Raw genomic sequence first — 26,014 nt, 5'->3', positions numbered from 1 at the left:
AGGATTATTCCAATGGATTGAGTCGCTGGCTTGTTAATGGCAGAGATTGGTTTTAAATTGAACACCGGTTATATCGGCAGAGACCATCTATTTTCGTATCTTTGCCGTCCTTTTGATTTATGATATCTGATTACGCAAGTTTTACATTGGAAAGAGTAACCGCACATAGAGAAGTAGACCAAATATGGGATAGTTGCCTCAGGGTGATTCAGCAGCATATTCCTGAGCAAAGTTTTAAAACGTGGTTCGAGCCAATCCGACCACTGAAAATCTATGGTAAAGTACTAACGATTCAGGTACCAAGTCAGTTTTTTTACGAATGGCTGGAAGATAATTACGTTAATCTTTTAAGAAAAGCGCTGGATTATGCGATTGGCCGGGACGGGCTTCTGGAATATTCAATTATTGTCGATACCGGAAACGAGAAGCATCAGCCGCTGACGATGAATGTCTCGACTGTGAAGTCGCCAAAATATGCAGGACCGGATAATTTTGCGACCGATCCGCGGATGGGTTCGAATCAGAATGTGAAGGATCAGGATTCCATGAATCTGGATACTTATCTGAACCCGAACTATTCGTTTGATAATTTTATTGAGGGAGACTGTAATCGTCTGGCGCGTTCTGCGGGCTTTGCGGTGGCGCAGCGACCGGGATTGACATCTTTCAATCCGTTAATGATGTACGGTGGGGTAGGACTGGGGAAAACGCACCTTGTGCAGGCGATCGGTAACTACATCATGACGCATTTTGATAACAAACAGGTACTTTACGTTTCTTCGGAAAAGTTTACAAACCAGTTTATCAACTCGATTAAAAACAATACTCTTCAGAACTTCACTGATTTTTACATGAAAGTGGATGTTCTGGCGATTGATGACGTCCAGTTTTTATCAGGAAAGGAAAAAACGCAGGACACCTTCTTTCATATTTTTAACCACCTTCATCAGATGGGGAAACAGATCATTATGACCAGTGATCGTCCTCCCCGTGAGCTTGAAGGTTTGCAGGACCGTTTGCTGTCCCGTTTTAAATGGGGGCTTACAGCGGATTTGCAGACTCCGGATTTTGAGACGCGTATTGCCATTATCCAGAAGAAAATTCAGGCCGAAGGTATTCAGATCGGTTATGACGTCATCGAATATATTGCACACAGCGTAAATTCCAACGTCCGTGAGCTGGAAGGTGTTATTGTTTCGCTGATGGCGCAGGCTTCGCTGACACGGCGTGAAATAGATGTTGAGCTGGCTAAAAACACGCTCAAAAATATTGTAATGAATGAAGATAAGGAAGTTACAATTGATACCATTCAGGAAATTGTAGCGGACTATTTCAAAGTCAGTATTGCCGATCTAAAAAGCAAAAGCCGTAAAAAGGAAGTGGTTTATCCGCGTCAACTGGCGATGTTTTTGGCGAAGGAATACACCGATCTACCATTAAAATCAATCGGTTATCATTTCGGGGGACGTGACCATAGTACGGTTATTCACTCCATACAAAGCGTGAATTTGCTGATGGACGAAACGCCGGATGTGGAGGAAACATTGCAGAAACTTAGGAGCTACTTTAAATAAAATCAACTTTGACTGCGCCGTTATTACTTTCAAGATCTGAAATTGATGACAGGCGCTGGAATGAACTGATTGCCAATTCCGGCCAGCAGGTCATTTATGGTTATACCACGTATCTGGACCTGGTATGCGACAATTGGAAGGCGCTGGTATGGCCCGCAGCTGATGAATACCGGATCGTTATGCCGCTTCCTGTAAAGCGAAAATGGCTTAAAGAAGTGGTTCAGCAGCCCTTGTTTTGCCAATATCTGGGGTTATTTTCGACGCAGGCTATTACTGCCATGGAGCTAACGTTATTTCTACGAGGGCTTTCTCATTATTTTTCCTACATTTCTTCTTACCATTTCAATCCGGATAATAGCCTGATTGTAAGAGAAATTTTACCGGATTTCCCAAACTTAATTGCGGAAGAAAATCAAACCCACTGGCTTTCCTTGGAAAATGCTTACAACAAAATCAGAGATCATTACAGTGTGGACAGAAAGGTTAATCTGAAAAGAAGTTCGGCTGTCGATTGGGTTGTTCAGAAGTGTGATAATCCTCAAACCCTTATTGATTTGTTTCAAAAACATCATGCTGCGAAAATTCCCGGTGGCGTTAATTCTTCCGCCTATGCATTGTTACGCCAACTGGTTCAATCGCTGAAAATGAACAACGCTTGCGAGCTTTGGTATGCGGTCAGCGACGGACAAATCCACGCCGGAGCGATATTTGCTCGGTCTGCCGGAAAGATCATCTATCTGTTTAATGCTTCCGATCAGGTGGGGCGTGATGGAAATGCGAGGACATTTTTACTGGATCAGTTCTTTAGGGAAAATGCCGGAGAGTCCATAATTTTCGATTTTGAAAGTCCCGAGATAGCTTCTATCGCTGCTTTTTACAAGAGTTTCGGGGCGGTAAAAACGTCCTATTATGTGATAAAGAAAAACAATTTACCCTTTCCGTTTCGTCAAATTCAGAACTGGCGGGTTAGATATCTGCTCAATACCATTCCAGCTCCTTCCGGAGATTTTTAACCGATTTGATGTCCATTTCAAGGGAGCCTATCGCAAGCTCGACTTCTGCTTTTAGCGGAATTCTGTTGATGTCATCTGATACCCACAGTTTTACAGCGCCTTCGCCTTTAAATAGCTTGTTGTCAGGGATTAGCGGATTTAGGCGTAAAACTTTTATTTTTCCGAATTTGGTTTTAATGACATCCTTTCCGACGTAGCGGATACGCAGTTTGTAAATTTCCCCATCAAAAAAAGTAGGTACTTCAATGACTTCTCCTTCTGCAATTTTTTCAAAATTCAGCGTACGTAAATAGAAATAGCCACTGATGATGTCATGGATATTATCAGGGATCTTGTAGGATTTTGTCTCGTCCTTTATCGTGGAAACGGCCTGATCCTTATCATGGTTGAAAACAACCGTTTCCTCTTTGCGATATCTATTTTCCTGAATATTCCTGTAAAACATCTGGGGCACAATTGTAACGGTATCGACGTAGGAACGCCAGTTATCCCGAACACGCGAAATCAGGTCGAATGCACCGAGCGTCCTGCCTGTTACATTAATTTTGAAACAGGGTTTATTGTTCACCACAGAGAGATTTCTCGCGATTTCAACTTTGGCTTCGGCGGCATTGATAAAGCCATAGTGAACGCGATATTCGACTCTTTCGCCAAAACTGAAACTTTTATTTACGATAACTCTGTTTGGTTCAAACTGTTTAAAAGCGAGCAGTCCGGCAAGGGATAAAACGGCAATAATCGTAATTTTCAATCTCTTCATAATGTTGCTGAATGTCTAGAGAGAGGGATATTTTTGCTTCAAATAAGACAGATACTTTTTGAAATTCCCACCAAATTTGGTTTCAAACTCATGACGAAATAAATTTTGTTTGGACTTATACGTTTGATAGCTGATGAAATAGGCATTGTTGGGAAGATTTTTATCGTTCCAACGGCTTTGGGTTTTCAACGTAATTTTGTTGGCAAACAATGTGTCGGCATCATTAAGTATTTTTAAAATTACCTGTTTTTTTAAAGTGTCCATCGCTATGCTGTCTGTTTTGCAAAGCACAAAATCGGCGTATAGGCTGTCAAGCTTGGAAATCCCCCGTAACATATGCTGGGAATACGCGTCATTATAATTTTTCGAAAATTCGTAAGTTCTTAGTTCTTTGGAATTTGCCCCGTATTTCTGGGTCAAAAAACGTATTGCTCCGTGATCGCCGATGAAACTTGCCAGATTCTCATTCAGTTCGAGGTTGTTCTTTACAAAAAGTGTACCATGCGTCAGTTCGTGGAGGATCAGGTTTGCAAGGCTACCTTCTCTTCTTTTTAGCATGCTCGAAAGAATGGGATCTTTTAGATAACCCAGCGTGGACCATGCGGAAGCCTCACCCATATCCGTATCAAGTCCTGCTTTTATCAGTTCCTTTTCTTCGGTAACGGCTCTGGTTGAATCAAAATAGCCTTTGTAGGGAAATGTTCCGATAATAGGAAACTTCCATTTATACGCTTTGATCTGATGCCGGTCCGATGCGGTCATGACCCACATCAGTGGTTTGTCCTGCTGATCGTAAAAGGTAGTGTAGTTCTCGGATGGGTTTAATCCCAATGAATCCACACCAAATTGCTTGATTTCTTCAATCAGGCGAATACGGGATTTTAAAGAGTCGGGGAAGGTTGGATCGTTTAACACATCTGCCACGTCCCGTACATTCAATAGCATGGTAACCTGGCCTTTTGCCTGCATCCAGCCATAGCTGACCAGATCGCGGTAATAAAATCCCAGAGAAACGAGAATAACGATGAGTGTGATAACTATCTTTTTTAGCACCAGGTTCGACTGTTAATGTGATTTTGTTAATTAAAAAAGGCTGGTTAGTACAACCGGCCTTGCTATGAAACAAAAATACAGAAAACCTTCTGGTTTAATGAATAGTGCAATAATTTCTTAATGTTTGGTTTAAATTCAATGGACAAACCCTTGAAATGGTTCAGTAAAACGGGAGGGCTTCTGGTATAAACCTCTGTATTCGTGGCGGATAATAGTTTTCCGGCCACGAATATCACTTTTGAAAGCACAGAGATCGGAGGGTTACATGTAATTCAGATCGTTATTTTTCTTTAAATGGATGATTTTAAGTTTGTTCAGAAGTAAAATAAAAGGATAGGTCGGGTCAAATTCATGCCATTTGAATCCGAAATTAGCCCTGCCTCCGTATTTGTGATGGTTGTTGTGATAAGACTCGCCCATCATCAGAAAATCGAAAGGGAGCAAATTTTTTGCCGTATCGTCCACTTTGAAATTCACATAGCCGTAACGATGTGCATACCAGTTGATAATCACACCGTGAACGGGACCCATCAGAAAGTGTATCGGGAGTAGGAAAAACATCCACCAGGCGGTTGCAAACTGGATGTAAAACAGCACATACAAACTTCCCCAGCCAATTCTTGAAACCCAGGAATCCCCCAGACGTTCCATAAATTCCCAATGCGGTACTCCCTTTTTGAATTTCCGCTCGATTTGATCTGTGCGATGCACGATATTGTTGTAATAATTTTTTGTTTTCCACATCATATCAATGATGCTATCCGAAAAGCTAGGGGAGTGGGGATCTAGTTCGGTATCTGCGTAGGCATGATGCAGCCTGTGCATGACCCCATAGGCATAGGGGCTTAAAAACGATGATCCCTGAAATATCCAAGTTGCAGTGTAAAATACCTTTTCCCAGGCGGGGCTCATGGTAAACATCTTATGCGCTGCGTAGCGATGCAGAAAAAAGGTTTGCATTAATAACGAGAGATACCAATGCGCAATAAAAAATATTAATATTTCCATGAAGCAACTTCTAAAAGGACAATTGGCATATTGTATGCGTACAAAGTTATTTCGGGAAAATTTAAAGAAAGATGACGCTCGTCAGTTTTTTGAAATAATTGTAGCCGAAGGGAGGGATTGAAAAATAAGTCATTGAAAATCTTCCTGAAATAGGATTGTTTTCGTATTAAAACTGGGATTATTTCTATTTAAGTACTACATTTGGCCGCCATTTAACTTTACCCTAACGTTATAAAACAATGAGTATTCATCTTCTTCGATGTATTACTGTTGGTTATTTACTTCTTCCAAATTTACTCTTCTTTACTTATTGGACCCGGACTTCAGTTGCATTTTTTGGAGTTTTAATGTTGGGGTTTTTGTTTTTTGAAGTAGTTAAAGACAGGGAGTTTAGTAAGACCGATATCCTGAACCAGAAGAGTATCCTCTCTTTGGTGATTGTTGCCCTTGTTGCCACATTGGTTTCCGGCGTTACCGGAATTTGTTTTCAAACGCTGGATCATTGGGCACACAATACAAAAATTAACGAACTTTTTGTTTCAGACTGGCCGCAACGGATTCCACTGAAAGGTCCCGTCGTTTCCTATTATTATGGTTATTATGTGGTGCCGGTTTTATTGTCTAAATGGGTCGGACAGATCAGGGAGGATATCATTTTCATCTGGACGGCTTTTGGCTTTTTTCTTGGCTTCGCCTGGCTTTATCTGGCATTGAACAGGAAAATGATTTTCGTCATTTTAGCCTTGTCCGTTGGCGATACGCCGCGTTTTCTAAAGGTAATATTGAGTAATCTGGTAGGGCAGCCGTATGAGTTCGGCGATTTTGCCATTGAGCCATGGTCCAATTTCGAAAACCTTTTCTGGGTCCCCAATCAGGTTATTCCCACCTTTATTATTGCCGGAATGTTTGTTTACATTCTCAAAAACAAAATAAATGCTGAGTACATGGTTTTGCCTGTGGCACTTAGTTTTTGGTGGGCCGTTTTTCCATCAGTTACCAGTGGCACCATTATCGCTATTGTCGTGCTGAGAAAATGGATAATGAAAAGCTGGAAGCTGGATTGGTCACAGGTTATTAAACTGGTAATATTACCTTTTGTGGTATGCCTTCCTGTGTTACTGTTTTATCTTTCTCATGAACATTTACCTGCTTCCGGATTTGTATGGCAGTTCTCAGGGAGTTTTGGCAACCGAATGCTTGAGTATTCATTAAATATTGGCGTTAATCTGGTACTTTTTACGCTTGTCTATTTTTATTTTCAAAAGAAAATAGTTAGTGTATTACCCGTATTTCCGATTTTTGTTACACTTTGCCTGATCATGCTTTTCCCGCTTTTCCGGATAGGAAAACTTAATGATTTTTTATTCCGGGGGCTTATGCCCTGCCTGCTCGTAGCGGGTATCTATCTTTTCTATCCGATCGCAGCCGTAAGCAATTACAAGAAAAGCTGGGCGCTGATCCGAAGGACGCCTTATTCGTTGGTAATCGTATTATTGTTGGTTTCATCCTCAATGATTGCCGGAGGGCGGCTGGCTAGGGCTATTGCCGTTAACCAAGTGACAACCAGACTGTTCCCTGATAAGGTCGCTTTCAAGCCAATTCCTTATGACGGCTATTCGGGGATTTATGAGGCTTTGCAGGCTAAGTGGACGCAGGAAGAGGCGGATCAGTATTTGGGGAAAAAGGACTCTTTTTATGAGTTAAATGTGTCGCCCCTGAATTCCAGATGATTATTGTAACTTAATTTTTGTATTGATACAGATAATATCATATCTTTGTTACTGATGTTATCTTCTGCCACTTTTGGGATGGAAACTGCGTTGGGAGTTATTCAGCGCAGATTGTATAAAATACCTTTTAATTGCAGTCAAAAAAAGGTAGATTTACGGTTCAGAAATAAGCTGGTAGGAGCGGTTTTTGTAATGCATAAACCGCTATTTTTATGTTCAAACTAAATACAACTTGTCCTGCTTTATGGCACAACCAACAACAACGGATAAAGAAAACAAATTAAAGGCACTTCAGACTACACTTGAAAAATTGGACAAGACTTACGGTAAAGGAACTGTAATGCGTCTGAGTGATAGCAAAGTGTTAGATATTCCTGTGATCTCAACGGGTTCGTTGGGACTCGACCTGGCTTTGGGCGTAGGCGGCGTTCCGCGTGGCCGTGTGGTAGAAATATATGGCCCTGAATCTTCCGGTAAAACAACTTTGTCTATGCACTGCATAGCTGAGGCTCAGAAAAAAGGTGGTCTTGCCGCTTTTATTGATGCAGAACATGCTTTTGACCGTACTTATGCGGAGAAGCTTGGTATCGATACAAGCAATCTTTTGATCTCCCAGCCTGACAACGGGGAGCAGGCGCTGGAAATTGCCGAACACCTGATCAGCAGTGGGGCGGTGGATATCATTGTTATTGACTCTGTTGCGGCACTCGTTCCGCGTGCAGAACTTGAAGGCGAAATGGGTGACAGTAAAATGGGTCTTCAGGCTCGTTTGATGTCTCAGGCATTGCGTAAGCTTACCGGGGTTATTAATAAAACGGGATGTTGCTGTATTTTCATCAACCAGCTTCGTGAGAAGATCGGTGTGATGTTTGGTAACCCAGAGACGACCACAGGTGGTAACGCCTTGAAATATTACGCTTCTGTACGTTTGGATATTCGTCGTGTTGGCCAGATCAAAGAAAGCGCTGACCAGATCCTGGGTAACAGAACACGTGTGAAAGTGGTGAAAAATAAGGTAGCACCTCCTTTCAAGGTGGTTGAATTCGACATCATGTACGGTGAAGGAATTTCAAAGGTAGGGGAGATCATCGACCTTGCCGTTGAACTGGATATCGTTAAGAAATCAGGTTCATGGTTCAGTTATGACGGAAACCGTCTTGGACAGGGCCGTGATGCCGTAAAAGCGCTTATCAAGGATAACCCTGAATTGATGGATGAACTGGAAGCAAAATTACGTGCAAAGGTGAACAATGAGCCTGATGCGCTCATTGATACCAGCGAGCCTAATATCAAGGATGAGGGATCACCAGAGTGATAAATTCAAGGGAATGCATATAAAGTAAAAGCCCTCCGGAAATTTTCCGGAGGGCTTTTACTTTATAACAAGAGGAAGAATTAAAATCTTCCTTTTTCGTCGTCATCATCAAAATCAAAATCTTCATCATCCGGTCCCGAAAACATGCTGCTCACAAGATCCTGGAATTTGATGCCCTGGTCAAGTGATTGCTTTCCGATAAGGGAATATTCTGCCATGCCGTGCAGCGCGAATTCCATCATGAACAGTTTTTCGTCAGCATCACCATAGGCACTTAACATATCGACGAAGTCATCCAGACCGTCGATGGTTTTAAGGCGGGCAATGTATTCACGATCGGCCATATCACCAATCATTTCCATTTCATTGCCTGAACCAAACCACTCGATCACTTTCGCAAACGGATTGATCTTGCTTTTTTTGGATTTTTCAGGATCTGGGAAATAATTCAGGAACTGGGTACGGATTGCTTTTCCAATCAGGTTTTGAGCCACAATAACGGGCCCTTCTACCTCGCCTTCATAAACAAGCTCCACTTTACCGCATATGGCCGGAATAACGCCGTAGAGGTCGGCAATGCGAACATGCGTAGAATCTTCTCCGTTTCGCAACGCGCGTCTTTCCGCAGCGCTCAAAAGACTTTCATAGGCAGAAATTGTCAAACGAGCCGAAACGCCGCTTTTACTATCTACATATTCACTTTCACGAGCCTCAAAGGCGATCTGTTCAATGAGCGTTTTTATCAGCTCATTCACCTTCACAGTTTCCTTTTGTTCCGTTTTTACAACCGCTTCCTGTTCAGTAATTTTTTTACCTACCTCAAGTGTTTTTGGGTAGTGCGTTACGATCTGGCTTTCGATGCGGTCTTTCAATGGCGTTACAATGCTGCCACGGTTGGTATAATCTTCCGGATTGGCTGTAAAGACAAACTGAATATCCAGGGGAAGGCGAAGCTTAAAGCCACGGATCTGGATATCTCCTTCCTGTAAAATATTGAACAGAGCAACCTGAATACGCGCCTGTAAATCGGGTAATTCGTTAATAACAAAAATACCTCGGTGTGAACGGGGAATCAATCCGAAATGGATCACGCGTTCATCGGAATAAGGTAATCGCAAAGTGGCGGCCTTAATCGGGTCCACATCTCCGATCAAATCTGCCACAGAAACATCCGGTGTTGCCAGTTTTTCCGTATAACGTTCGTTTCTGTGGAGCCAGGCGATCGGTGTATTGTCGCCTTTTTCTTCAACCAGATCTTTTGCAAATCTTGACAAAGGTGCCAACGGGTCATCATGCAGTTCCGAATCCTGGATGTAAGGAATATATTCGTCCAGCAAATTCACCATCATACGCGCGATCCGCGTTTTGGCTTGTCCACGTAAACCCAGCAAATTGATGTTGTGCATGGATAAAATGGCACGTTCAACGTCAGGGATTACGGTTTCCTCATATCCCCAGATTCCGGGGAAAACTTCTTCTTTGTTTTTTATTTTTTGAATCAGATTGTCCCGAAGCTCCTGCTTGATCGAACGTGATTTATAACCAGCTTTTTTTAATGCACCAAGCGTGTGAATGCCTAATGTTTCGGGACTTGTAAGCTCTGAATATCTCATGTATCATTAGGCTGTTTTACCGCGCATATGCCACTGAACGCATTTCACGGATTACTGTAATTTTGATTTGTCCCGGATACTGCATTTCTTTTTCAATTTTTTGCGAGATGTCGAAAGAAAGCATTCCTGCTTTTTCGTCCGAAACGTTGTCTGCATCAATAATCACACGAAGCTCGCGGCCCGCCTGAATAGCATAACATTTCTCAACACCGTCAAACGACATCGCCATGTTTTCAAGGTCACGCAGACGCTGGATATAAGATTCCATCATCTCGCGGCGTGCACCCGGACGAGAGCCTGAAATAGCATCACAAACCTGAATGATCGGAGACAAAATACTTGTCATTTCAATTTCATCATGGTGTGCTCCGATCGCATTGCATACTTCCGGATTTTCCTTGAATTTCTTGGCAAGTTCCATGCCCAGGATTGCGTGCGGCAGATCAGATTCTTCCGGCCAAACTTTTCCAATATCATGAAGCAGACCCGCACGTTTTGCCAGTTTGGTATTTAAGCCCAATTCCGATGCCATCGTTGCACAAAGTTTTGCAACTTCACGCGAGTGCTGCAAAAGGTTCTGGCCATAAGAAGAACGGAAACGCATGCGGCCAATCATCTTAACCAGCTCGGGATGCAAACCATGAATACCCATGTCAATCACAGTACGCTCTCCGATTTCAACGATTTCGTCGTCAATATTTTTACGTGTTTTCGCAACAACTTCTTCAATCCGTGCCGGGTGGATGCGACCATCCTGAACAAGACGGTGGAGCGCCAGACGGGCAATTTCACGACGAACCGGATCGAAACCGGAAATTACGATCGCTTCCGGAGTATCATCTACAATAATCTCAACACCGGTTGCGGCTTCCAAAGCACGAATATTACGTCCTTCACGACCAATGATTTTACCTTTGATATCGTCGTTTTCAATGTTGAAAACAGATACACAGTTTTCAATGGCGTGTTCGGCCGCAGTACGCTGAATGGTTTCGATAACAATTTTCTTGGCTTCTTTTGTTGCCGTCAGACGCGCTTCTTCCATGGCGCTTTTCACGTAGGATCCCGCTCTTGTATCGGCCTCGGCTTTCAAAGCATCAACCAATTGTTCTCTTGCCTGATCGGCAGTAAGATTAGCGAGTTTTTCAAGCTGTGAAACCTGCTGGTGAAGCATTTTTTCAGCTTCTTCGCGTTTTTTGGTAGCGGTTTCAAGCTGGGAATTCAGGTTATTCTTAAGTGTTTCAAGTTCGTTTTCACGACGCTTGTTCTGCTCAACAGTCTGCTGAAGGCTTTGCTCGCGCTGTTTAAGCTTTTGTTCGTTGGTTTGAAGAATAACCCTTTTCTTGTTTGATTCCTCTTCAAATTCCGTTTTCAGGCGTAAATACTTTTCTTTTGCTTCAAGGATACGGTCTCTCTTAATGTTCTCGGCAGACTGTTCTGCGTTACGTATTATTTCAACCGCCCGGTCCTGAGCGTCTTTTTCCTTTTGGTCGAAAGATTTTTTGAAAATGTATTTACCTGCAAATACCCCCACACCAAGTGCGATGATATCAGATAGTAGGACAATAAAAATTAAAGAATTTGACATTTCAGTAATGTGTTTACAATAGTTGGGTGCTACCGACTACATGCGCTTAAAATGCCGAACCTATCCGTTGTACGATAATTTGGAGATCTTTTTCTTAATTAAAGGTGTATAAATGTATCAAACCCCATAATTTGTTTGATCGGTTTGTACCGAAGAATATGTGCCGATTCAGTTTGGAATAGCCTCTGTAACATGTACATCCAGGCTGTCTATCCTGTTTTCGAACATTGCCAGAAGGTGGTTAGTCTCCTCTATATTTCTCTGTAATGCCACCAGGCATTCAATAGAAGTTAGTGCTATGGCCTCAATATCGTCGTATCCTTTTCCCTTTTTCTTAAGCTGCTGTACACGTTCCATAAATACCTCATAACCGTCCCTGTAAAATATTTCCTGATCAGCCGGAACACTTAACTTAAAACCCCTGTCGAGCAGTTTTATAAAGACTGAAACGTCAGGATTGGGTATATGATTTTTTTTCATAAGGTATCTTCAAGCAATTCGATGCACTTATCGATCTCTTCAATATATCGTTCAACCGTTTCTTTCAGTTCGGACAAACCGCCTGTTGGTGTCAGTTTACTAGTGACAATTTTAACGAAAGTTTTAGACTTATTAAAGTCTTTTTGTAAAGTAGTGTATTTTTTCTTTATTTCCTTTACTTCTTCTTTTAACTCCGTGTTGTTTGCACGGAGCTCAGTGTTTTCACGTTGCAATTCTGAAACTGACCAACTTAGTTTCTCTTTCGTCATGATTAAGATCTCCAACTTCTTCTCCAAGTCGGATAATTTTCGCTCAATCATGCGTGAACTGCTCTGTTCCATTTTTTTATCGAAAGCGGTGCTGGCCGCAATTTAAAATGAAAACCGGACGGATTTTTGTCCGGTTTTTAAGTGTAACTTTATGTCTACAAACCTAATAATCCGTTAAAATTCGTGTTCTCGAAACGGACTAATTCAAATTATTTTCTGATCACTGCTCCTAGTTCACGCTCATAAGTAGCAATCAGTTTCTGCATGGATTTGTCAATAACCTTGTCGGTCAGTGTCTGTTGGTCATCCTGCAAAATGAAACTGATCGAATATGATTTCTTTCCTTCCAGATTTGCTCCTTCATAAACATCAAAAACATTAACAGAACGTAACAATTGCTTTTCTGTTTTATAGGCAATCTGACGAAGTTCCTCGAAAGTGATTTTCTTTTCAACCACCAGAGACAAGTCTCGTCTTACTTCCGGGAAACGGGAAACTTCCTTAAACTCCACGGCCGAATTGTATTGTTTTAACAAATAATCCCAATCGAAATCAGCGAAGAAAACCGGGGCTTTCACATCTGCTTTTTTCGTAATCGCCGATTTTAACAAACCAAACGACACAACCGGTTTTTTATTAAGGGTAAGCGTAATTCCTTCTGAAAAAATATTGGCGTCTGCCGTTTCTTTTTCGACGTTCTTCACTTTCATCGCAACCAGAATCTGATTGACAGATGCGGCCAGGTCATGAAAGGTAACTTCCCGTGCTTTTTCCAGCCAGATTTCTTCCTGAATATTTCCGGAAACGAAAAGTGCAATACGTTCTTTCTCGGTGTACTTGCCGTTCACTTCGTGGTAGGTTTTCCCGAATTCAAAAAGTTTAAGGTCTTTTTGTCTGCGGTTAACATTGTAAGCAACTACTTCAAGTCCTGAAAAAATCAAAGTCTGACGCATCACAGACAAATCTTCACTCAGGTAATTCAGGATCTTAACCGGGTTGCCAAAAACACTGTCTCCCAAAGTCGATTGCGGCTCCGGTTTGGTCAGTGAATTGGTGATCGTTTCATTAAATCCGTTAGCAGCCAGTAATTCTGAAATACGCATTTTGAGTTTTTCAGGATCGTTAACCGGGAAGTCGGAAAGATAATCAGAGCTCAATCCCGAGGAAAGCTCGATCTGGTCAAATCCGTAGATACGAAGGATTTCTTCAATAATATCCGCCTCACGCTGTACATCCACACGGTACGGAGGCACAACGGCGATAAAGCCATTTTCATCCTCGTTTGTGATCGTGATATCCAGTCCGTTAAGAATGGTTTTAATCAGCGATTTTTCCAAAGATTTACCAAGCAGCCGGTCGATATGGCGATAGCTCACTTTTACCTCGAAATTTTCAACCGGATTTGGATACAAGTCAACAATATCAGAGGAAATGGACCCTCCGGCAATTTCTTTTACCAGTAAAGCCGATCTCTTCAAAGCATAAAGTGGCATGTTCGGGTCGGTCCCTCTTTCGAAACGGAAAGAGGAGTCCGTTTTAAGCGCAAAACGCTGGGCCGTGCGACGTACCCAGATCGGCGAAAAGTATGCAGATTCCAGGAAAATAGAAGTGGTTTCAGCGGTTACTCCGGAAGTTAATCCACCAAAAACACCTGCAATGCACATCGGTTCCGTTTCATTGCAAATCATCAGGTCGGCATCAGAAAGTTTTCTATCCTGTCCGTCCAGTGTAACGAAAGGTGTGCCTGCGGTTACGGTTTTTACAATCACTTTATTGCCGGTGATTTTATCGGCATCAAAAGCGTGCATGGGCTGCCCAAGTTCGTGGCAGATATAATTGGTAATATCGACAATGGAGTTGATCGAACGAATGCCGATGGTCGCAAGACGCTGCTTTAACCATTCAGGAGAATCGCCCACTTTAATGCCTGTGATCGTCAATCCGGCGTATCGGGGCGCGGCCTCACTATTTTCAACACGTACTGAAATAGGAAGTGACTGATTATCGACGGCGAAAGCATCCACGGATGGCAGTGTAATCGCACGGTTCAAAACCGCTTTTAAGTCACGGGCTACCCCATAATGAGACGCGGCGTCTGCGCGGTTGGGCGTTAAGCCGATTTCAATTAAATAATCAGAAGAAATTCCGAAATATTCGGATGCGGGTGTTCCATTTGGAAGATCCGTATCCAAAACCAGAATTCCGTCATGCGATTGTCCCAGACCTAACTCGTCTTCGGCACAGATCATGCCTTCGGAAAGTGCGCCTCTGATTTTTGATTTTTTCAAAACCAGCGGTTCCTCGCTTCCAGTCGGATAAAGTGTGGCACCAACGGTAGCCAAAATTACTTTTTGTCCGACAGCAACATTTGGGGCGCCGCAGACAATATTGAGTGGTTGTTCCAAACCAACGTCAACAGTCGTTATTTTCAGACGATCCGCTTCCGGATGTTTTTCACACGTTAATACTTCACCGATAACGACACCTTTCAGACCGCCTTTTATGGATTCTACTTCTTCAATGCCTTCAACTTCCAGTCCCGTTCCGGTTAATAATTTGCCAATTTCTTCCGGCGTTTCGGTTATTTCAATTAATTCTTTAAGCCACTTATACGAAATTTTCATGCGGGTATTTTATATGAGCAGGACGTGGGAAATGTTAGTTGAAAGTGGAGAATTGAAAGTTGAGCTAAGAAAGATTTTAGCGCCGATCAGTTCATCAATTCCAATTTTACTACACCAATTTTCCGGATACTACTTCTTGATTTTTTATTTATTTCTACAAAATTAATGATTTCCTTCTTCAGTTTGTTCTCCTGCGCGAATTGCTACCGATAAAGTATTTTCCGCGGGTGGGACAGGGCAGGCATAGCTTGGCGCATAAACGCAATAGGGATTATAGGCCGTATTGAAATCCAGAACCAGGGAATCTCCCTTGATCTTTGAAACGGGATAATCAAGATATCTTCCGCCGCCATAAGTTTCCTTTCCGTTGGTTGCATCTTTAAATAGAACCGATATCACCGCCTCATTCTTTAATAATAAAAGTTTTTCAGCAACGCCGTCGATCGTGAAATTGGCATAACCGATACGCTCATAGTCGGTTGTGGTGCCGTCTGTATAGGTTACTTTCATCACCTTGTCCTCTTTTTCATAAGGTGTGATGAAAGCCTTAACACGGTAGGCCGGGTCAATTTCAAAATAATGCAGGCCGTGAAAACTGTTTTTATCCTGAATGGGGGAGTCTTTCGTGGTTTTGAACTGATCGTCTTTGGCAAGTCTTTCCTGCCTTATTTTATCAACATATTTTTGAGGGTTTGCCGCGATTAAATCGTCGCTGTCTGTGTTAGCACTTCCTGAATTAAAATTTTCAATAAAAAAATAAGCCAGTATAGCTATTAGCATCGCAAGGGTACTCCAGCGTATTACTTTGTTTTTGAACATAATTTTACAAATCAATAAGTAAAAAGAATTACAAACTTACACCTGAAATATGCGTTTGAAAAAATCAGAGCCTGATTATTTATTTTTTTATGATAATTTTGGAACTTCCACGCAGCCTAATTTGCGTTGTTGAATGAAATATAGCTAAATTCACCTGCCAAATAATTAAAAAACAATACCTGATCCATTATATGTCCTACACAAAACGAGTACTCATTGCCGAAGACAGCTCAGTAATTCAAAATCTGGCAAGGAAGATTCTGGAATTCCAACACTATGAAATAACTTCCGTAAAAAATGGAGAACAAGTGTTGCAGCTTCTGGAAAAAGAAGATTTTGACATCATTTTGCTTGACATCAATATGCCTGTGATGGATGGAATGGAGTGCGCACGGAATATTAGAAAATTGGCAGATGCTGATAAAGCAAAGACACCAATTGTAGCGATAACTGGCAACGCCAAAAACTATTCAGAAGAAGATTTTAAAGCGGCTGGATTTGACGATGCGCTTATGAAACCTTTAAACTTTGACCGCCTGGTAGAAGTGGTTGCGCATTTGACAGAATAGCTTGCTGCATGAAGATTACATTTTTAGGGACCGGCACATCACAAGGAATACCTGTTATTGCTTGTGATTGTGCCGTTTGCCGTTCCACTGATTTTCATGACAAACGTCTCAGAACCTCCGTCTGGATTCAGGTTCACGGCAAATCTATTGTAATCGACAGTGGCCCCGATTTTCGGCAGCAAATGCTCCGTGCCAATGTTCGGGAGCTGGATGCCATTCTTTATACGCATCAGCATAAAGATCACACAGCCGGGCTCGATGATGCCCGGGCGTTCAACCATCGTCAGCAAAAAGATATCCCGCTCTATGGGCGCCAGGAAGTTCTCAACCAGATTCAGGTTGAATTTGCCTACGCATTTTCTGATAGAAGGTATCCCGGTGTGCCGCATTTTGAACTTCATGTTATTGAAAACGAACCATTTGAAGCTCAGGGGATTCCGTTTGTACCCATAGAGGTAATGCATCACAAACTGGCTGTTTATGGTTATCGGGTTGGTGATTTTACCTACATCACCGATGCGAATTTTGTCTCCGAAATTGAACAGGAGAAAATCCTGGGATCACGTGTGCTGGTTTTGGATACACTACAAAAAGAACCGCATCTTTCACATTTTTCACTTGCAGAGGCGCTCGAACTGATTGATAAACTGAACATTGAAACCGCTTATCTGACACATATCAGCCATAAACTGGGTTTACACGCCGAGGTGGAGCAAGAGCTTCCGCCGAATGTGCATTTGGCTTATGATGGATTGGTTCTGGAGTTGTGAGGTTGAAACTTTAGCCAGAGTTAATCAGGTAAGATATTTTAACGATACAACCAGATAACCCATTTTGGAAAATCACTCATACAGCAGCCAGGGCTGGAAAAATGTTCTTCTTATTCTTGTTCCATTTCTTGTTGCCGAAGGGATTTTTCAATATATCGCACTTCGTATTCTCGGTCTGGATTTTTCTTCGCTTGGGCATTTAACAAGGGATGACCAGTTTTTTGTCATCGCATTTTTTGATCTTATAGCGGTTTCTTTCATTGTGAGTGTATTTACGGTATATGTGGTTAAAAAGAAGTTTGCTACTGTGGGTTTTCGGCCAGGTTTTATTTTCAATGACATTATAATTGGTATACTGGCTGGCCTCGTGATCATGCTGGCGGCTTTGCTGATTCTGGCAGGAAGCGGTCAGATCGCCGTGGAAAAATTGGACAGTAACGTCGGGGATAGCCTTTGGATTTTAGGAACCTTCGTTTTTGTCGGGATATCAGAGGAATTGCTGCTTCGCGGATATGTGCTGAATAATCTGATGGTGTCTTTCAATAAATATATTGCCCTGGGGATTTCATCTGCGCTTTTTGCCTTTATGCATATTGCAAATCCCAATCTTGATATTTTCGGGATACTGGGGTTATTCTTCGCTGGCCTGTTTATGGGGTACGGTTATATAGTCACCGGAAATTTGTGGCTGCCGATAGCGTTGCATTTTAGTTGGAATTTCTTTCAGAGTTTCCTGGGATTCAATGTCAGCGGACATGATTTTTATTCTTATGTTATTTTCACTTTTTCAAGGGAGAATGTTTGGAACGGAGGCTATTTTGGTTTTGAAGGCTCGGTCATTTCTTTGATTTTTCAGTCAGCCGCGATTGTAGTTTTTTATTACATCCTCCGAAACAGACGTTCTGCCAATGCTGTTAATCCGCCCAACGATTTAGAGGAACCTGCGTAATTTGATCAGTCCTTCGCGTTGCTTTCCGTTAATATGCTGTAATCTTTGTATCATCGTACCGGGTACCGCGTACGGCATACCAAAAAGTCAGCAACAAAATGCAGCATCAGTCCACTTTAGCTAATAAATCTTCCTGGATAGGCAACGCAATTTCTAAAATTGAAGCAGATTATCAGCGTTCTGCTGATACCCATCTGATCTTTTTGGAACTTCCGGGCTTTCCGGACATTGATTTTTATTTCAAAGATGAATCCACGCATCCGTCCGGCAGTCTGAAACACCGACTGGCCAGATCACTTTTTTTGTACGCAATCTGTAATGGATGGGTGCACGAAGGGACAACGGTTGTGGAGGCGTCAAGTGGGTCGACAGCGGTTTCGGAAGCTTATTTTGCCAAACTTTTAGGTCTGCCATTTGTTGCGGTGATGCCGAAGTCGACGAGCCCGGATAAGATTCAAGCCATTGAATTCTATGGCGGAAGTTGCTATTTTGTGGATCATCCGGCGGAGGTTTATGAAGTTTCCCGGCGAATCGCACAAGAATCGGACGGGCATTTTATGGATCAGTTCACCTATGCGGAGCGTGCGACCGACTGGCGGGGAAATAATAATATTGCTGAATCGATTTTTCGTCAGATGAAATACGAAAATCATCCGGTACCGAAATGGATCGTGACCGGGGCTGGTACGGGAGGGACTTCTGCCACGCTGGGGCGTTATGTGCGTTATGAACAACATGCTACACAAATCTGCGTTGTTGATCCGGAGAATTCTGTTTTTTACGAGTTTTGGAAAAATAATGACCCGGAACTTTGCAGCGAACATGGATCCCGCGTCGAAGGTATTGGCCGTCCGCGTGTGGAACCTTCCTTTGTACGGACGGTTGTCGACCATATGATCCGGGTGCCAGATGCCGGAAGTTTTGCAGCCATGCTGACGCTTACTTCTTTGCTTAACAAAAGAGTGGGCGGTTCGACGGGGACAAACTTTTGGGGCGTACTGGAACTGGCGAAACAAATGAAAGCCAACGGGGAGTCGGGCTCCATCGTGACCCTAATTTGTGACTCGGGAGAAAGATATATGAATACCTATTACAACCCCGAATGGCTGGAAGAAAACGGGTTTTCAGAAGATGTAGCCAGCCAGCAAGCGATGATATAGCAATTAATCTCCGTGACGCTCTTGTAGTCTCTGTGCTACGCTGTGTAACGAATTAACATATTTGCAGAAAAAGTAAAACCAAGTGCATCACAACTATTATTTTTTAAAACAGCTCGCTCCGAAACTCAATCAGGAATTGACGGGAAAAAGATTCGTCGAGGCTTTCAGTCAGGAAAAAGACGAAATTGTGCTCGTCTTTGCCGAATCGATTGCCGATGAAGCATTGCTGAAGCCATTTTTTATTAAAGCAACCTTACGGTCTGATTTTGCCTGTCTGAGTTTTCCGGATAAGTTTGACCGTGCGCGAAGAAACAGCGTCAACCTGTTTACGCATTTGTATGACCAGCCCATTATTCACGTGCGGGTTTTTATCAATGAGCGTGCGATCGAGATTATTTTTAAAAACGGAGAGGTTTTGGTTTTGAAATTATTTGGAAACCGATCCAACCTTATTGCTTTTGGCAAGGACGGCGGCGTCAGCCAGTTGTTTAATAACAAACTGGCTACCGATTTTACGCTTTCGCTTGAAGCGCTGGACCGCCCGATTGACCAGTCTTTTGAAGCGTATGTCAAGCATGATTTAAGGTTTGAACCATTGTTTCCAACTTTCGGGAAACTGGTTAATAAACATTTAAACCATTTGTTAAAAGAAATAACCGACGCTCAGGAGCGCTGGGAGGTTATTCAGGCCGTGTTGGCGCAGCTGGAAAATCCTGTCTTTTACATCACGAAAATTGAACTGGTTCCTGTTCTTTCTCTTTTGCCCGTTGGTGAGATTGTGGATTCTTACCGGGATCCGATTGAGGCTTTAAACGCGTATTATTATGCTTTTATTCGGCTTACGGGCATAGAAAAGGAAAAAGCGGAAATTTTGAGAATCCTTAAAAAACGTATTGCTCAGACGGAAAATTACCTCGAAAATACGTTTAATAAACTGGTTGAACTGGAAGAGGGGACTAAAAATGATGAAATCGCCAACATCATTATGGCCAATTTACATCAGATTCCCGAGCGCGCTGAATCGGTGGAGCTGTATGATTTCTACCGAGACCAACCTATAAAAATTCGTCTTAAAAAGGATTTAACCCCGCAAAAGGCGGCCGAAGGATATTATCGGAAATCTAAAAACGAAAAGATAGAGATTACTCGTTTAAATGATAGCCTGCAAGCGAGAGAGGCAGAGAAGGAGAAAATGCGTGGGTTTGTAGCATCGATTGAATCGATCGCGTTGCTGCGGGAATTGCGAACATTCATTAAATCAAACGGATTAAGCGGTGGAACAGCTGTTTCGGTGGAACAGGCTGATTTGTTTAAGAAAGTAGAATTTTTGGGATACACGATTCTGGTCGGTAAAAATGCCAAAAACAATGATTTGTTAACCAAACAATATGCACACAAGGAAGATTTATGGCTGCATGCAAGGGATGTAACCGGATCGCATGTGGTGGTGAAACATCAGGCCGGAAAGAAATTCCCGTCGCCGGTTATTGAAAGAGCGGCGCAATTGGCCGCCTGGCATTCGAAAAGGAGGACAGACAGTTTATGCCCCGTTATTGTAACACCCAAAAAGTATGTTCGAAAGCCCAAAGGCTTGCCGGAAGGGGCCGTTGTGATTGATAAAGAGGAGGTAATCATGGTGGTGCCAATGGGTGAATAACGGGTTATATTTTAGGTATTAAATGGCTTTGATAAGTCTTTCGATATCACGAACTTCGTAGCAAAATTGAGAGAACAGGAATATTTAGTGCAGAATGCTTGAAAATCGTCGCTTTGTAATTATTGGCTTTTTTGCTTTGATAGGTATCATTTACCTATTTCGTTTGTTTTATTTACAAGTACTGGACGAAAGTTATTCTATTGAATCGTCGAGTAATTCCATTAAACGTGTAACCGAAATACCTTTCCGTGGCCAGATCTATGATCGGAACGGGAAACTGATCGTATATAACACGCCCGTATATGATTTGCTTGTCACACCTTACAAAGTGAAAGTGGATGATACCCTGCGTTTTTGTAAGGTGCTAGGCATCGAAAGACGCGAATTTGATAGTCTGATCCATGTTGCCAGTGTTTATTCCAAAATGAAGCCTTCACTGTTTTTGCGGCAGCTTTCCAAGGAAGATTTTGCTTCGATCCAGGATATCATGGTTGATTATTCAGGATTTGAATTTGCTAAAAGTTCGATGCGGACCTATAAGGCTGCCACGCTGGCAAACACGCTGGGCTATGTGAGTGAGATCAGTAAAAAGCAGCTGGAAGAGCAGGAAGAGCCTTATTATCGTCAGAGTGACTACATCGGACAGACGGGTATTGAGCGGATTTATGAAAATGAGCTTCGGGGGAAACGCGGAACGAAATTTGTCATGCAAAATGTAAACGGTGTTTATAAGGGAGCCTGGAAAAATGGAGAACTGGACACGATGGCTGTGGCGGGGGAAAACCTGTATTCAGGGATTGATCTCGAAATTCAGCAATACGCCGATAGTTTGATGATGAATAAAGTGGGAAGTGTGGTGGCCATTGAACCGAAAACAGGGCAGATCCTGTCGATGGCGTCGGCGCCGACCTATGACCCCAATATTTTGGCAACGAGGCATTTTTCGAAGAATTATACTGCATTGTACCGTAATCCGTACAAGCCGCTGTTCAATCGTCCCGTGATGGCGAGTTATCGTCCGGGTTCTACGTTCAAGCTGATCCAGGCGCTGATTGGTTTGCAGGAAGGGGTTATTACGCCCAACAGTGGTTTTACACATGCGAATTGCCCGATTGGTTGTCACGTTCACCCGGCGACGCCAAACGTTGTTATGGGGGTGATGCATTCCTGTAACCCGTATTTTTACAATGTGTTCAGAAGGATTATTTACAACAATAAAATAACCAATACTTTTAAAGCATCTGCGGTTGGGTTGGACGACTGGCATGACAAGATCAGTAAATTTGGTATCGGACAGCAGCTTGGCATCGATTTGCCGAGTGAGCGAAAAGGGAACTTACCGGATAAAAAGTATTACGATAAGATCTACGGGGAAAACCGCTGGAAGTTTTCCAATATTTACTCTTTGAGTATCGGAGAGGGAGAAATCCTGATCACGCCTTTGAAAATGGCGAATGTGGCGGCCATCATCGCCAACCGTGGTTATTATTATACACCGCATGTGATTCACGGCATTGGGGAAGGAAGGAAATTAAAACCTGAGTTTGCGGTGCGGCATGAATCCGGCGTGGCTCCCCAGCATTTCGAGCCTGTGATTGAGGGGATGCTCGGAGCTGTTGAAGGTGGAACGGCACGCAGATCCAGGGTAGAAGGGATCTCCATTGCCGGTAAAACGGGAACTTCTCAGAATAAGAGAGGGAAGGATCATTCTATTTTTATTGCCTTTGCACCGGTTGACGATCCTAAAATAGCCATTGCTGTTTTTGTTGAAAATGCGGGGTCAGGAGGTTCCGCAGCGGCACCTATCGCCAACTTGATTATCGAGAAATATCTTACCGGAAAAGTAACAAATAAGGCGCTTGAAGAGCGGATCATGCATGCGGATTTGATGAAAGACGTGATTCTGCCCGCCCCACCCAAGCCCGTGATCAAGGATACGACGAAAAGAAGAAATTCGATTCCTTTTGTTCGTGAGAAACCTACGGAGCAGTCATCCAAAAAAGTCATTAACTGGTTCAAAATCTGATATCCAGTACCCGGTTTAAATTATCAATATTATTATTTATTACAGAAATGGCAGAGAGCAAACCCATAACCAAAAATGTCGATTGGATGGTCGTATTGATCTATATCGCATGCCTTGGGATAGGATGGGTCAACATTTATGCGGCCGTTTATAATCCCGAAACGCATAGCAGTATTTTCGATTTATCGAATAATGCCGGCAAACAGCTGATGTGGATCGGCACAACCTTTATACTCATTATCTGTATTCTGGTGATCGATTATAAATTTTATGAAACCTTTTCGTTCATCATTTATGCCATTGTAATTTTCCTGCTGGTCGTCGTTTTGTTTGCGGGTTCTAATATTAACGGATCAAGGTCATGGATTAAATTCGGGGCAATTTCTCTTCAGCCGGCACAGTTCGCCAACCTGGCTGTGAGTCTGGCGATATCCAAATACCTCAGTGATCCGGCGATCAGTTTATCAAGAAAATTCAAGGATTATTACCCCATTTTAGGAATAATAGCCCTGCCTTCCGTTTTAATCCTGCTTTCAAATGAGACCGGTTCGATGCTGGTTTTTGCATCTTTTGCCATTATCCTTTACCGCGAGGGAATGCCCGGATTCATTCCCTCGATTGGGATTGTTTCGGCTATGCTGCTTATCATTTCTTTGCTGTATAATTCATGGTACATTTCCGGGGTAATCATCCTGATTGCGGGTATAGCGATTTGGGCGATGCCCGTTATGACAAGACGGCGAGGGGGGCTTATCGCAACCGTCCTGGTTGCCACGGTTATGATCTCGATCGTTTTTGGTGTTGATTTTTTCATGAACCATGTTTTGCAAAAACACCAGCGTGGGCGTATTATGGTGCTTCTGGATCCGGATTCAGATCCGCGCGGCATTGGCTGGAACGTGATTCAGTCGAAGATTGCCATTGGATCGGGTGGATTTTCCGGGAAGGGTTTTTTGCAGGGAACCCAGACAAAGTTTGATTTCGTACCGGAACAAAGTACCGACTTTATTTTTTGTACCGTAGGAGAAGAGCACGGATTTATTGGTACGGCGATCGTGGTAACCTTATTTGTATTGCTGATATCCCGACTTGTCATTTTGGCTGAACGACAGCGCAGCCGTTTTGCCCGGGTCTATGGGTATTGTGTGGCCGGTATTTTCTTTTTCCACTTTCTGGTGAATGTTGGCATGACGATCGGACTGATGCCTGTGATCGGGATTCCGCTTCCATTTTTTAGCTACGGAGGTTCTTCACTTTGGTCGTTTTCAGTACTGTTGTTTATTTTCCTGAAAATCGACGCCCAAAGGCCTTTTACGCTTTCGAGAGGATGAGTTTTTTTAATTATTGGTGATTAAAGGTTTATTGTTAACCCTTAATCACCAAGATTATGCCAACTTTCCTGCTGCCAGGATCAGCAAAATCCAGCCGGCAATCAGCAATAATCCGCCAATTGGAGCTGTGGCGCCGAATTTTGTAATGCCCGTAAAGCAAATCGCGTAAAGAGAGCCGGAGAAAATAATGACACCAACGGCAAAAGCGTTCCCGGACCAACCAAGTAATTTGGCCGCATCTTCCCCGGCACGCTGCATCAGTATGCCCACCAGAACCATAGCCAATGCATGGTAAAACTGATATTTAACGGCGGTTTCAAAAGTTTCCAGCCTTCCGGATGTTTCCAGCATGGCTTTAAGCGCGTGAGCCCCGAATGCGCCAAGGGCAACTGCCAGGGCTCCCAAAATGCCGCCGACCTGAATCATAAATTTCATAGGTATTAAATTGAAAGCGACCGCAGCCGCAGTTGAGGATTGAAAATAATGTGTGCCATTTAATAACTAAACGGCGATGCCGGCAAAGTTAGGATAGAGAAAAGGGGTAACCAACCCCGCATTGATATTTCTTTATTAACTTGCGGGCATAAATATCCGATGATTCTGTACGTGGATTCGGGAAACGATTTGAAAATGACAATTGAGAGATTTATTCAGCTTTGGACGCACCGCTATTTTAAGTATACCCACATATTTAAAGCCCACCTGTCAGGTTACAAAGCCTGGCTTCATTTTAAAAGAAAAAAGGCTGGATTGGCCAAAGACCAGGAGCTGATTGGTATTGTCAGGACGGAGCATTTTGGAGATATCGTTGCCGCAGAACCCATTTCCCGGTATGTCCGTTCGTTACATCCAAAAGCGCATATTGTCTGGTTTGTTAAGCCATCGTATCACGAGCTTGTTGATTATAATCCTGCCATTGACGAGACTTTTAAAGAATTTTGTGTTACCGAAAGAAAAGTTCTGTTAGAAACAGGTGTTTTTGATAAGTTTTATGCCCTTCAGTTTCGTAACAACAACCATTGTGCCAAGTGTCAGGTTTTTACCGATAATCCGGTTGCTGAGCAGCGCGGCATCAATGTGCATACCTATTTCAATTTTGGGAATCTGCTGGAAGTTTTTGCGCAAACCGGTGATTTGATAGGAGAGAAAGCATCTTTTCCGGCTGACGACCATCCAAAGTTGTATTTGCAGGAAGGGCACAGGAAAAAAGTAGATGGATTACAATTGCCGTCGAAGTTTATTGTAATCCATTGCCAGTCGAATTATGCGCCGAAAGATTGGCCTGCCGAGCGCTGGAATCAATTGGTAGCCTGGCTGGCTGTAAATTATTCCTATCATATTATAGAAATCGGACTAAAAAGTAATCTGTCTGTTACGACACCGGCTTACCGCAGCCTTTGTGGACAATTATCGATTTTGGAGACTGCGGAAGTGATTAAAAGAGCCGATTTCTTTATCGGTTTGGACAGCGGCCCTTCACATTTGGCTAATGCGGTTGGGACACCGGGCATCATGCTGATGGGATCTTTGGGCGATTTTCTTTCTTATAATCCTTATTCAGGTCGTTATGGCAGGCAGGAAAATGCTGTTTTTGTTCGGGAAAACGGTTCTCCCTGTGCAGCGCTTTCTTTTGAATTTGTAAAGGAAAAAGTGGAAAAGACGCTGGCGTTGCAGAAAAACAGCACTTTGTAAGCACTGTTTTTCCT

Annotated in this window: 22 protein-coding genes; 12 read left to right on the top strand and 10 right to left on the bottom strand. The window is 42.9% G+C overall.

What is annotated here, in order from left to right; all coding sequences use genetic code 11:
• The first annotated feature begins 119 nt into the window (after positions 1-119).
• Both dnaA and RB622_RS06545 read left to right on the top strand, forming a co-directional pair.
• Positions 120-1,574, top strand: a complete 1,455-nt coding sequence (gene dnaA, locus RB622_RS06550; protein WP_308045743.1) for a chromosomal replication initiator protein DnaA — start codon at positions 120-122, stop codon at positions 1,572-1,574.
• A gap of 8 nt (positions 1,575-1,582) precedes the next feature.
• Entirely contained in the window at positions 1,583-2,587 is a 1,005-nt protein-coding gene (locus tag RB622_RS06545) for a GNAT family N-acetyltransferase (RefSeq protein WP_308045741.1), read from the top strand.
• On the opposite strand, the gene RB622_RS06540 is transcribed toward RB622_RS06545, so the two are convergent.
• The 3 genes from RB622_RS06540 to RB622_RS06530 all read right to left on the bottom strand — a co-directional run bounded on the left by RB622_RS06540 (position 2,553) and on the right by RB622_RS06530 (position 5,408).
• Positions 2,553-3,347 carry a DUF3108 domain-containing protein gene (locus tag RB622_RS06540; RefSeq protein WP_308045740.1) on the bottom strand — a complete coding sequence of 265 codons (795 nt, stop codon included), beginning with the start codon at positions 3,345-3,347 and terminating at the stop codon, positions 2,553-2,555. The genes RB622_RS06545 and RB622_RS06540 overlap by 35 nt on opposite strands.
• Positions 3,348-3,362: 15 nt before the next feature.
• A complete protein-coding gene (locus RB622_RS06535) occupies positions 3,363-4,400 on the bottom strand; it encodes an aminopeptidase (RefSeq protein ID WP_308045739.1) in 1,038 nt (345 codons plus the stop codon).
• A 261-nt stretch (positions 4,401-4,661) separates the two neighbouring features.
• Positions 4,662-5,408, bottom strand: coding sequence for an acyl-CoA desaturase (locus RB622_RS06530; RefSeq protein ID WP_308045738.1), 747 nt, complete (start codon positions 5,406-5,408; stop codon positions 4,662-4,664).
• 359 nt (positions 5,409-5,767) lie between these two features.
• Here RB622_RS06530 and RB622_RS06525 point away from each other — a divergent pair, with 359 nt between their 5' ends.
• Positions 5,768-7,138, top strand: a complete 1,371-nt coding sequence (locus RB622_RS06525; protein ID WP_308045737.1) for a hypothetical protein — start codon at positions 5,768-5,770, stop codon at positions 7,136-7,138.
• A gap of 244 nt (positions 7,139-7,382) precedes the next feature.
• The gene (recA, locus tag RB622_RS06520; protein WP_308045736.1) at positions 7,383-8,453 is read left to right on the top strand and encodes a recombinase RecA; all 1,071 of its coding nucleotides are present in this window, start codon (positions 7,383-7,385) and stop codon (positions 8,451-8,453) included.
• 80 nt (positions 8,454-8,533) lie between these two features.
• Here recA and RB622_RS06515 read toward each other — a convergent pair whose 3' ends face one another.
• The 6 genes from RB622_RS06515 to RB622_RS06490 form a co-directional block, all read right to left on the bottom strand.
• Positions 8,534-10,066: a sigma 54-interacting transcriptional regulator gene (locus tag RB622_RS06515; RefSeq protein ID WP_308045735.1), complete on the bottom strand. Its 1,533-nt coding sequence runs from the start codon at positions 10,064-10,066 to the stop codon at positions 8,534-8,536.
• 16 nt (positions 10,067-10,082) lie between these two features.
• A complete protein-coding gene (gene rny / locus RB622_RS06510; protein ID WP_308045734.1) occupies positions 10,083-11,654 on the bottom strand; it encodes a ribonuclease Y in 1,572 nt (523 codons plus the stop codon).
• Between the two features lie 168 nt (positions 11,655-11,822).
• Positions 11,823-12,134: a cell division protein ZapA gene (zapA, locus tag RB622_RS06505; RefSeq protein ID WP_308045733.1), complete on the bottom strand. Its 312-nt coding sequence runs from the start codon at positions 12,132-12,134 to the stop codon at positions 11,823-11,825.
• Positions 12,131-12,475 carry a hypothetical protein gene (locus tag RB622_RS06500; protein WP_308045732.1) on the bottom strand — a complete coding sequence of 115 codons (345 nt, stop codon included), beginning with the start codon at positions 12,473-12,475 and terminating at the stop codon, positions 12,131-12,133. The genes zapA and RB622_RS06500 overlap by 4 nt, the downstream gene beginning before the upstream one ends.
• Positions 12,476-12,612: 137 nt before the next feature.
• The gene (pheT, locus tag RB622_RS06495; RefSeq protein WP_308045731.1) at positions 12,613-15,027 is read right to left on the bottom strand and encodes a phenylalanine--tRNA ligase subunit beta; all 2,415 of its coding nucleotides are present in this window, start codon (positions 15,025-15,027) and stop codon (positions 12,613-12,615) included.
• 162 nt (positions 15,028-15,189) lie between these two features.
• Positions 15,190-15,846: a DUF1684 domain-containing protein gene (locus RB622_RS06490; protein ID WP_308045730.1), complete on the bottom strand. Its 657-nt coding sequence runs from the start codon at positions 15,844-15,846 to the stop codon at positions 15,190-15,192.
• 191 nt (positions 15,847-16,037) lie between these two features.
• On the opposite strand from RB622_RS06490, the gene RB622_RS06485 reads away from it, so the two are divergent.
• From RB622_RS06485 to rodA, 7 genes are all read left to right on the top strand, one after another.
• Positions 16,038-16,415 carry a response regulator gene (locus tag RB622_RS06485; protein ID WP_308045729.1) on the top strand — a complete coding sequence of 126 codons (378 nt, stop codon included), beginning with the start codon at positions 16,038-16,040 and terminating at the stop codon, positions 16,413-16,415.
• Between the two features lie 8 nt (positions 16,416-16,423).
• Positions 16,424-17,185 (top strand): MBL fold metallo-hydrolase, encoded by a 762-nt coding sequence (locus RB622_RS06480; protein ID WP_308045728.1) that lies wholly within the window; start codon positions 16,424-16,426, stop codon positions 17,183-17,185.
• A gap of 64 nt (positions 17,186-17,249) precedes the next feature.
• The gene (locus tag RB622_RS06475) at positions 17,250-18,134 is read left to right on the top strand and encodes a type II CAAX endopeptidase family protein (RefSeq protein ID WP_308045727.1); all 885 of its coding nucleotides are present in this window, start codon (positions 17,250-17,252) and stop codon (positions 18,132-18,134) included.
• A gap of 98 nt (positions 18,135-18,232) precedes the next feature.
• Complete coding sequence (locus tag RB622_RS06470; protein WP_308045726.1) at positions 18,233-19,294, top strand: PLP-dependent cysteine synthase family protein; 1,062 nt, start codon at positions 18,233-18,235, stop codon at positions 19,292-19,294.
• An 82-nt stretch (positions 19,295-19,376) separates the two neighbouring features.
• A complete protein-coding gene (locus RB622_RS06465) occupies positions 19,377-20,951 on the top strand; it encodes an NFACT RNA binding domain-containing protein (protein ID WP_308045725.1) in 1,575 nt (524 codons plus the stop codon).
• 94 nt (positions 20,952-21,045) lie between these two features.
• Positions 21,046-22,977, top strand: a complete 1,932-nt coding sequence (mrdA, locus tag RB622_RS06460) for a penicillin-binding protein 2 (protein WP_308045724.1) — start codon at positions 21,046-21,048, stop codon at positions 22,975-22,977.
• 47 nt (positions 22,978-23,024) lie between these two features.
• Complete coding sequence (gene rodA / locus RB622_RS06455; protein WP_308045722.1) at positions 23,025-24,308, top strand: rod shape-determining protein RodA; 1,284 nt, start codon at positions 23,025-23,027, stop codon at positions 24,306-24,308.
• Positions 24,309-24,362: 54 nt separating this feature from the next.
• On the opposite strand, the gene RB622_RS06450 is transcribed toward rodA, so the two are convergent.
• On the bottom strand, positions 24,363-24,743 hold the full coding sequence (locus RB622_RS06450; RefSeq protein ID WP_308045721.1) for a DUF423 domain-containing protein: 381 nt from the start codon (positions 24,741-24,743) through the stop codon (positions 24,363-24,365).
• A gap of 195 nt (positions 24,744-24,938) precedes the next feature.
• Between RB622_RS06450 and RB622_RS06445 the strand changes: the two genes are divergently transcribed.
• Positions 24,939-26,000, top strand: coding sequence for a glycosyltransferase family 9 protein (locus RB622_RS06445; RefSeq protein ID WP_308045720.1), 1,062 nt, complete (start codon positions 24,939-24,941; stop codon positions 25,998-26,000).
• Positions 26,001-26,014 lie beyond the last annotated feature (14 nt).

Origin of the sequence: Dyadobacter sp. LHD-138 (assembly GCF_030929615.1) — a bacterium.
Lineage (GTDB): Bacteria > Bacteroidota > Bacteroidia > Cytophagales > Spirosomataceae > Dyadobacter.
The sequence above is the reverse complement of the archived record's forward strand: the minus strand, read 5'-3'. Positions and strand labels throughout refer to the sequence as shown.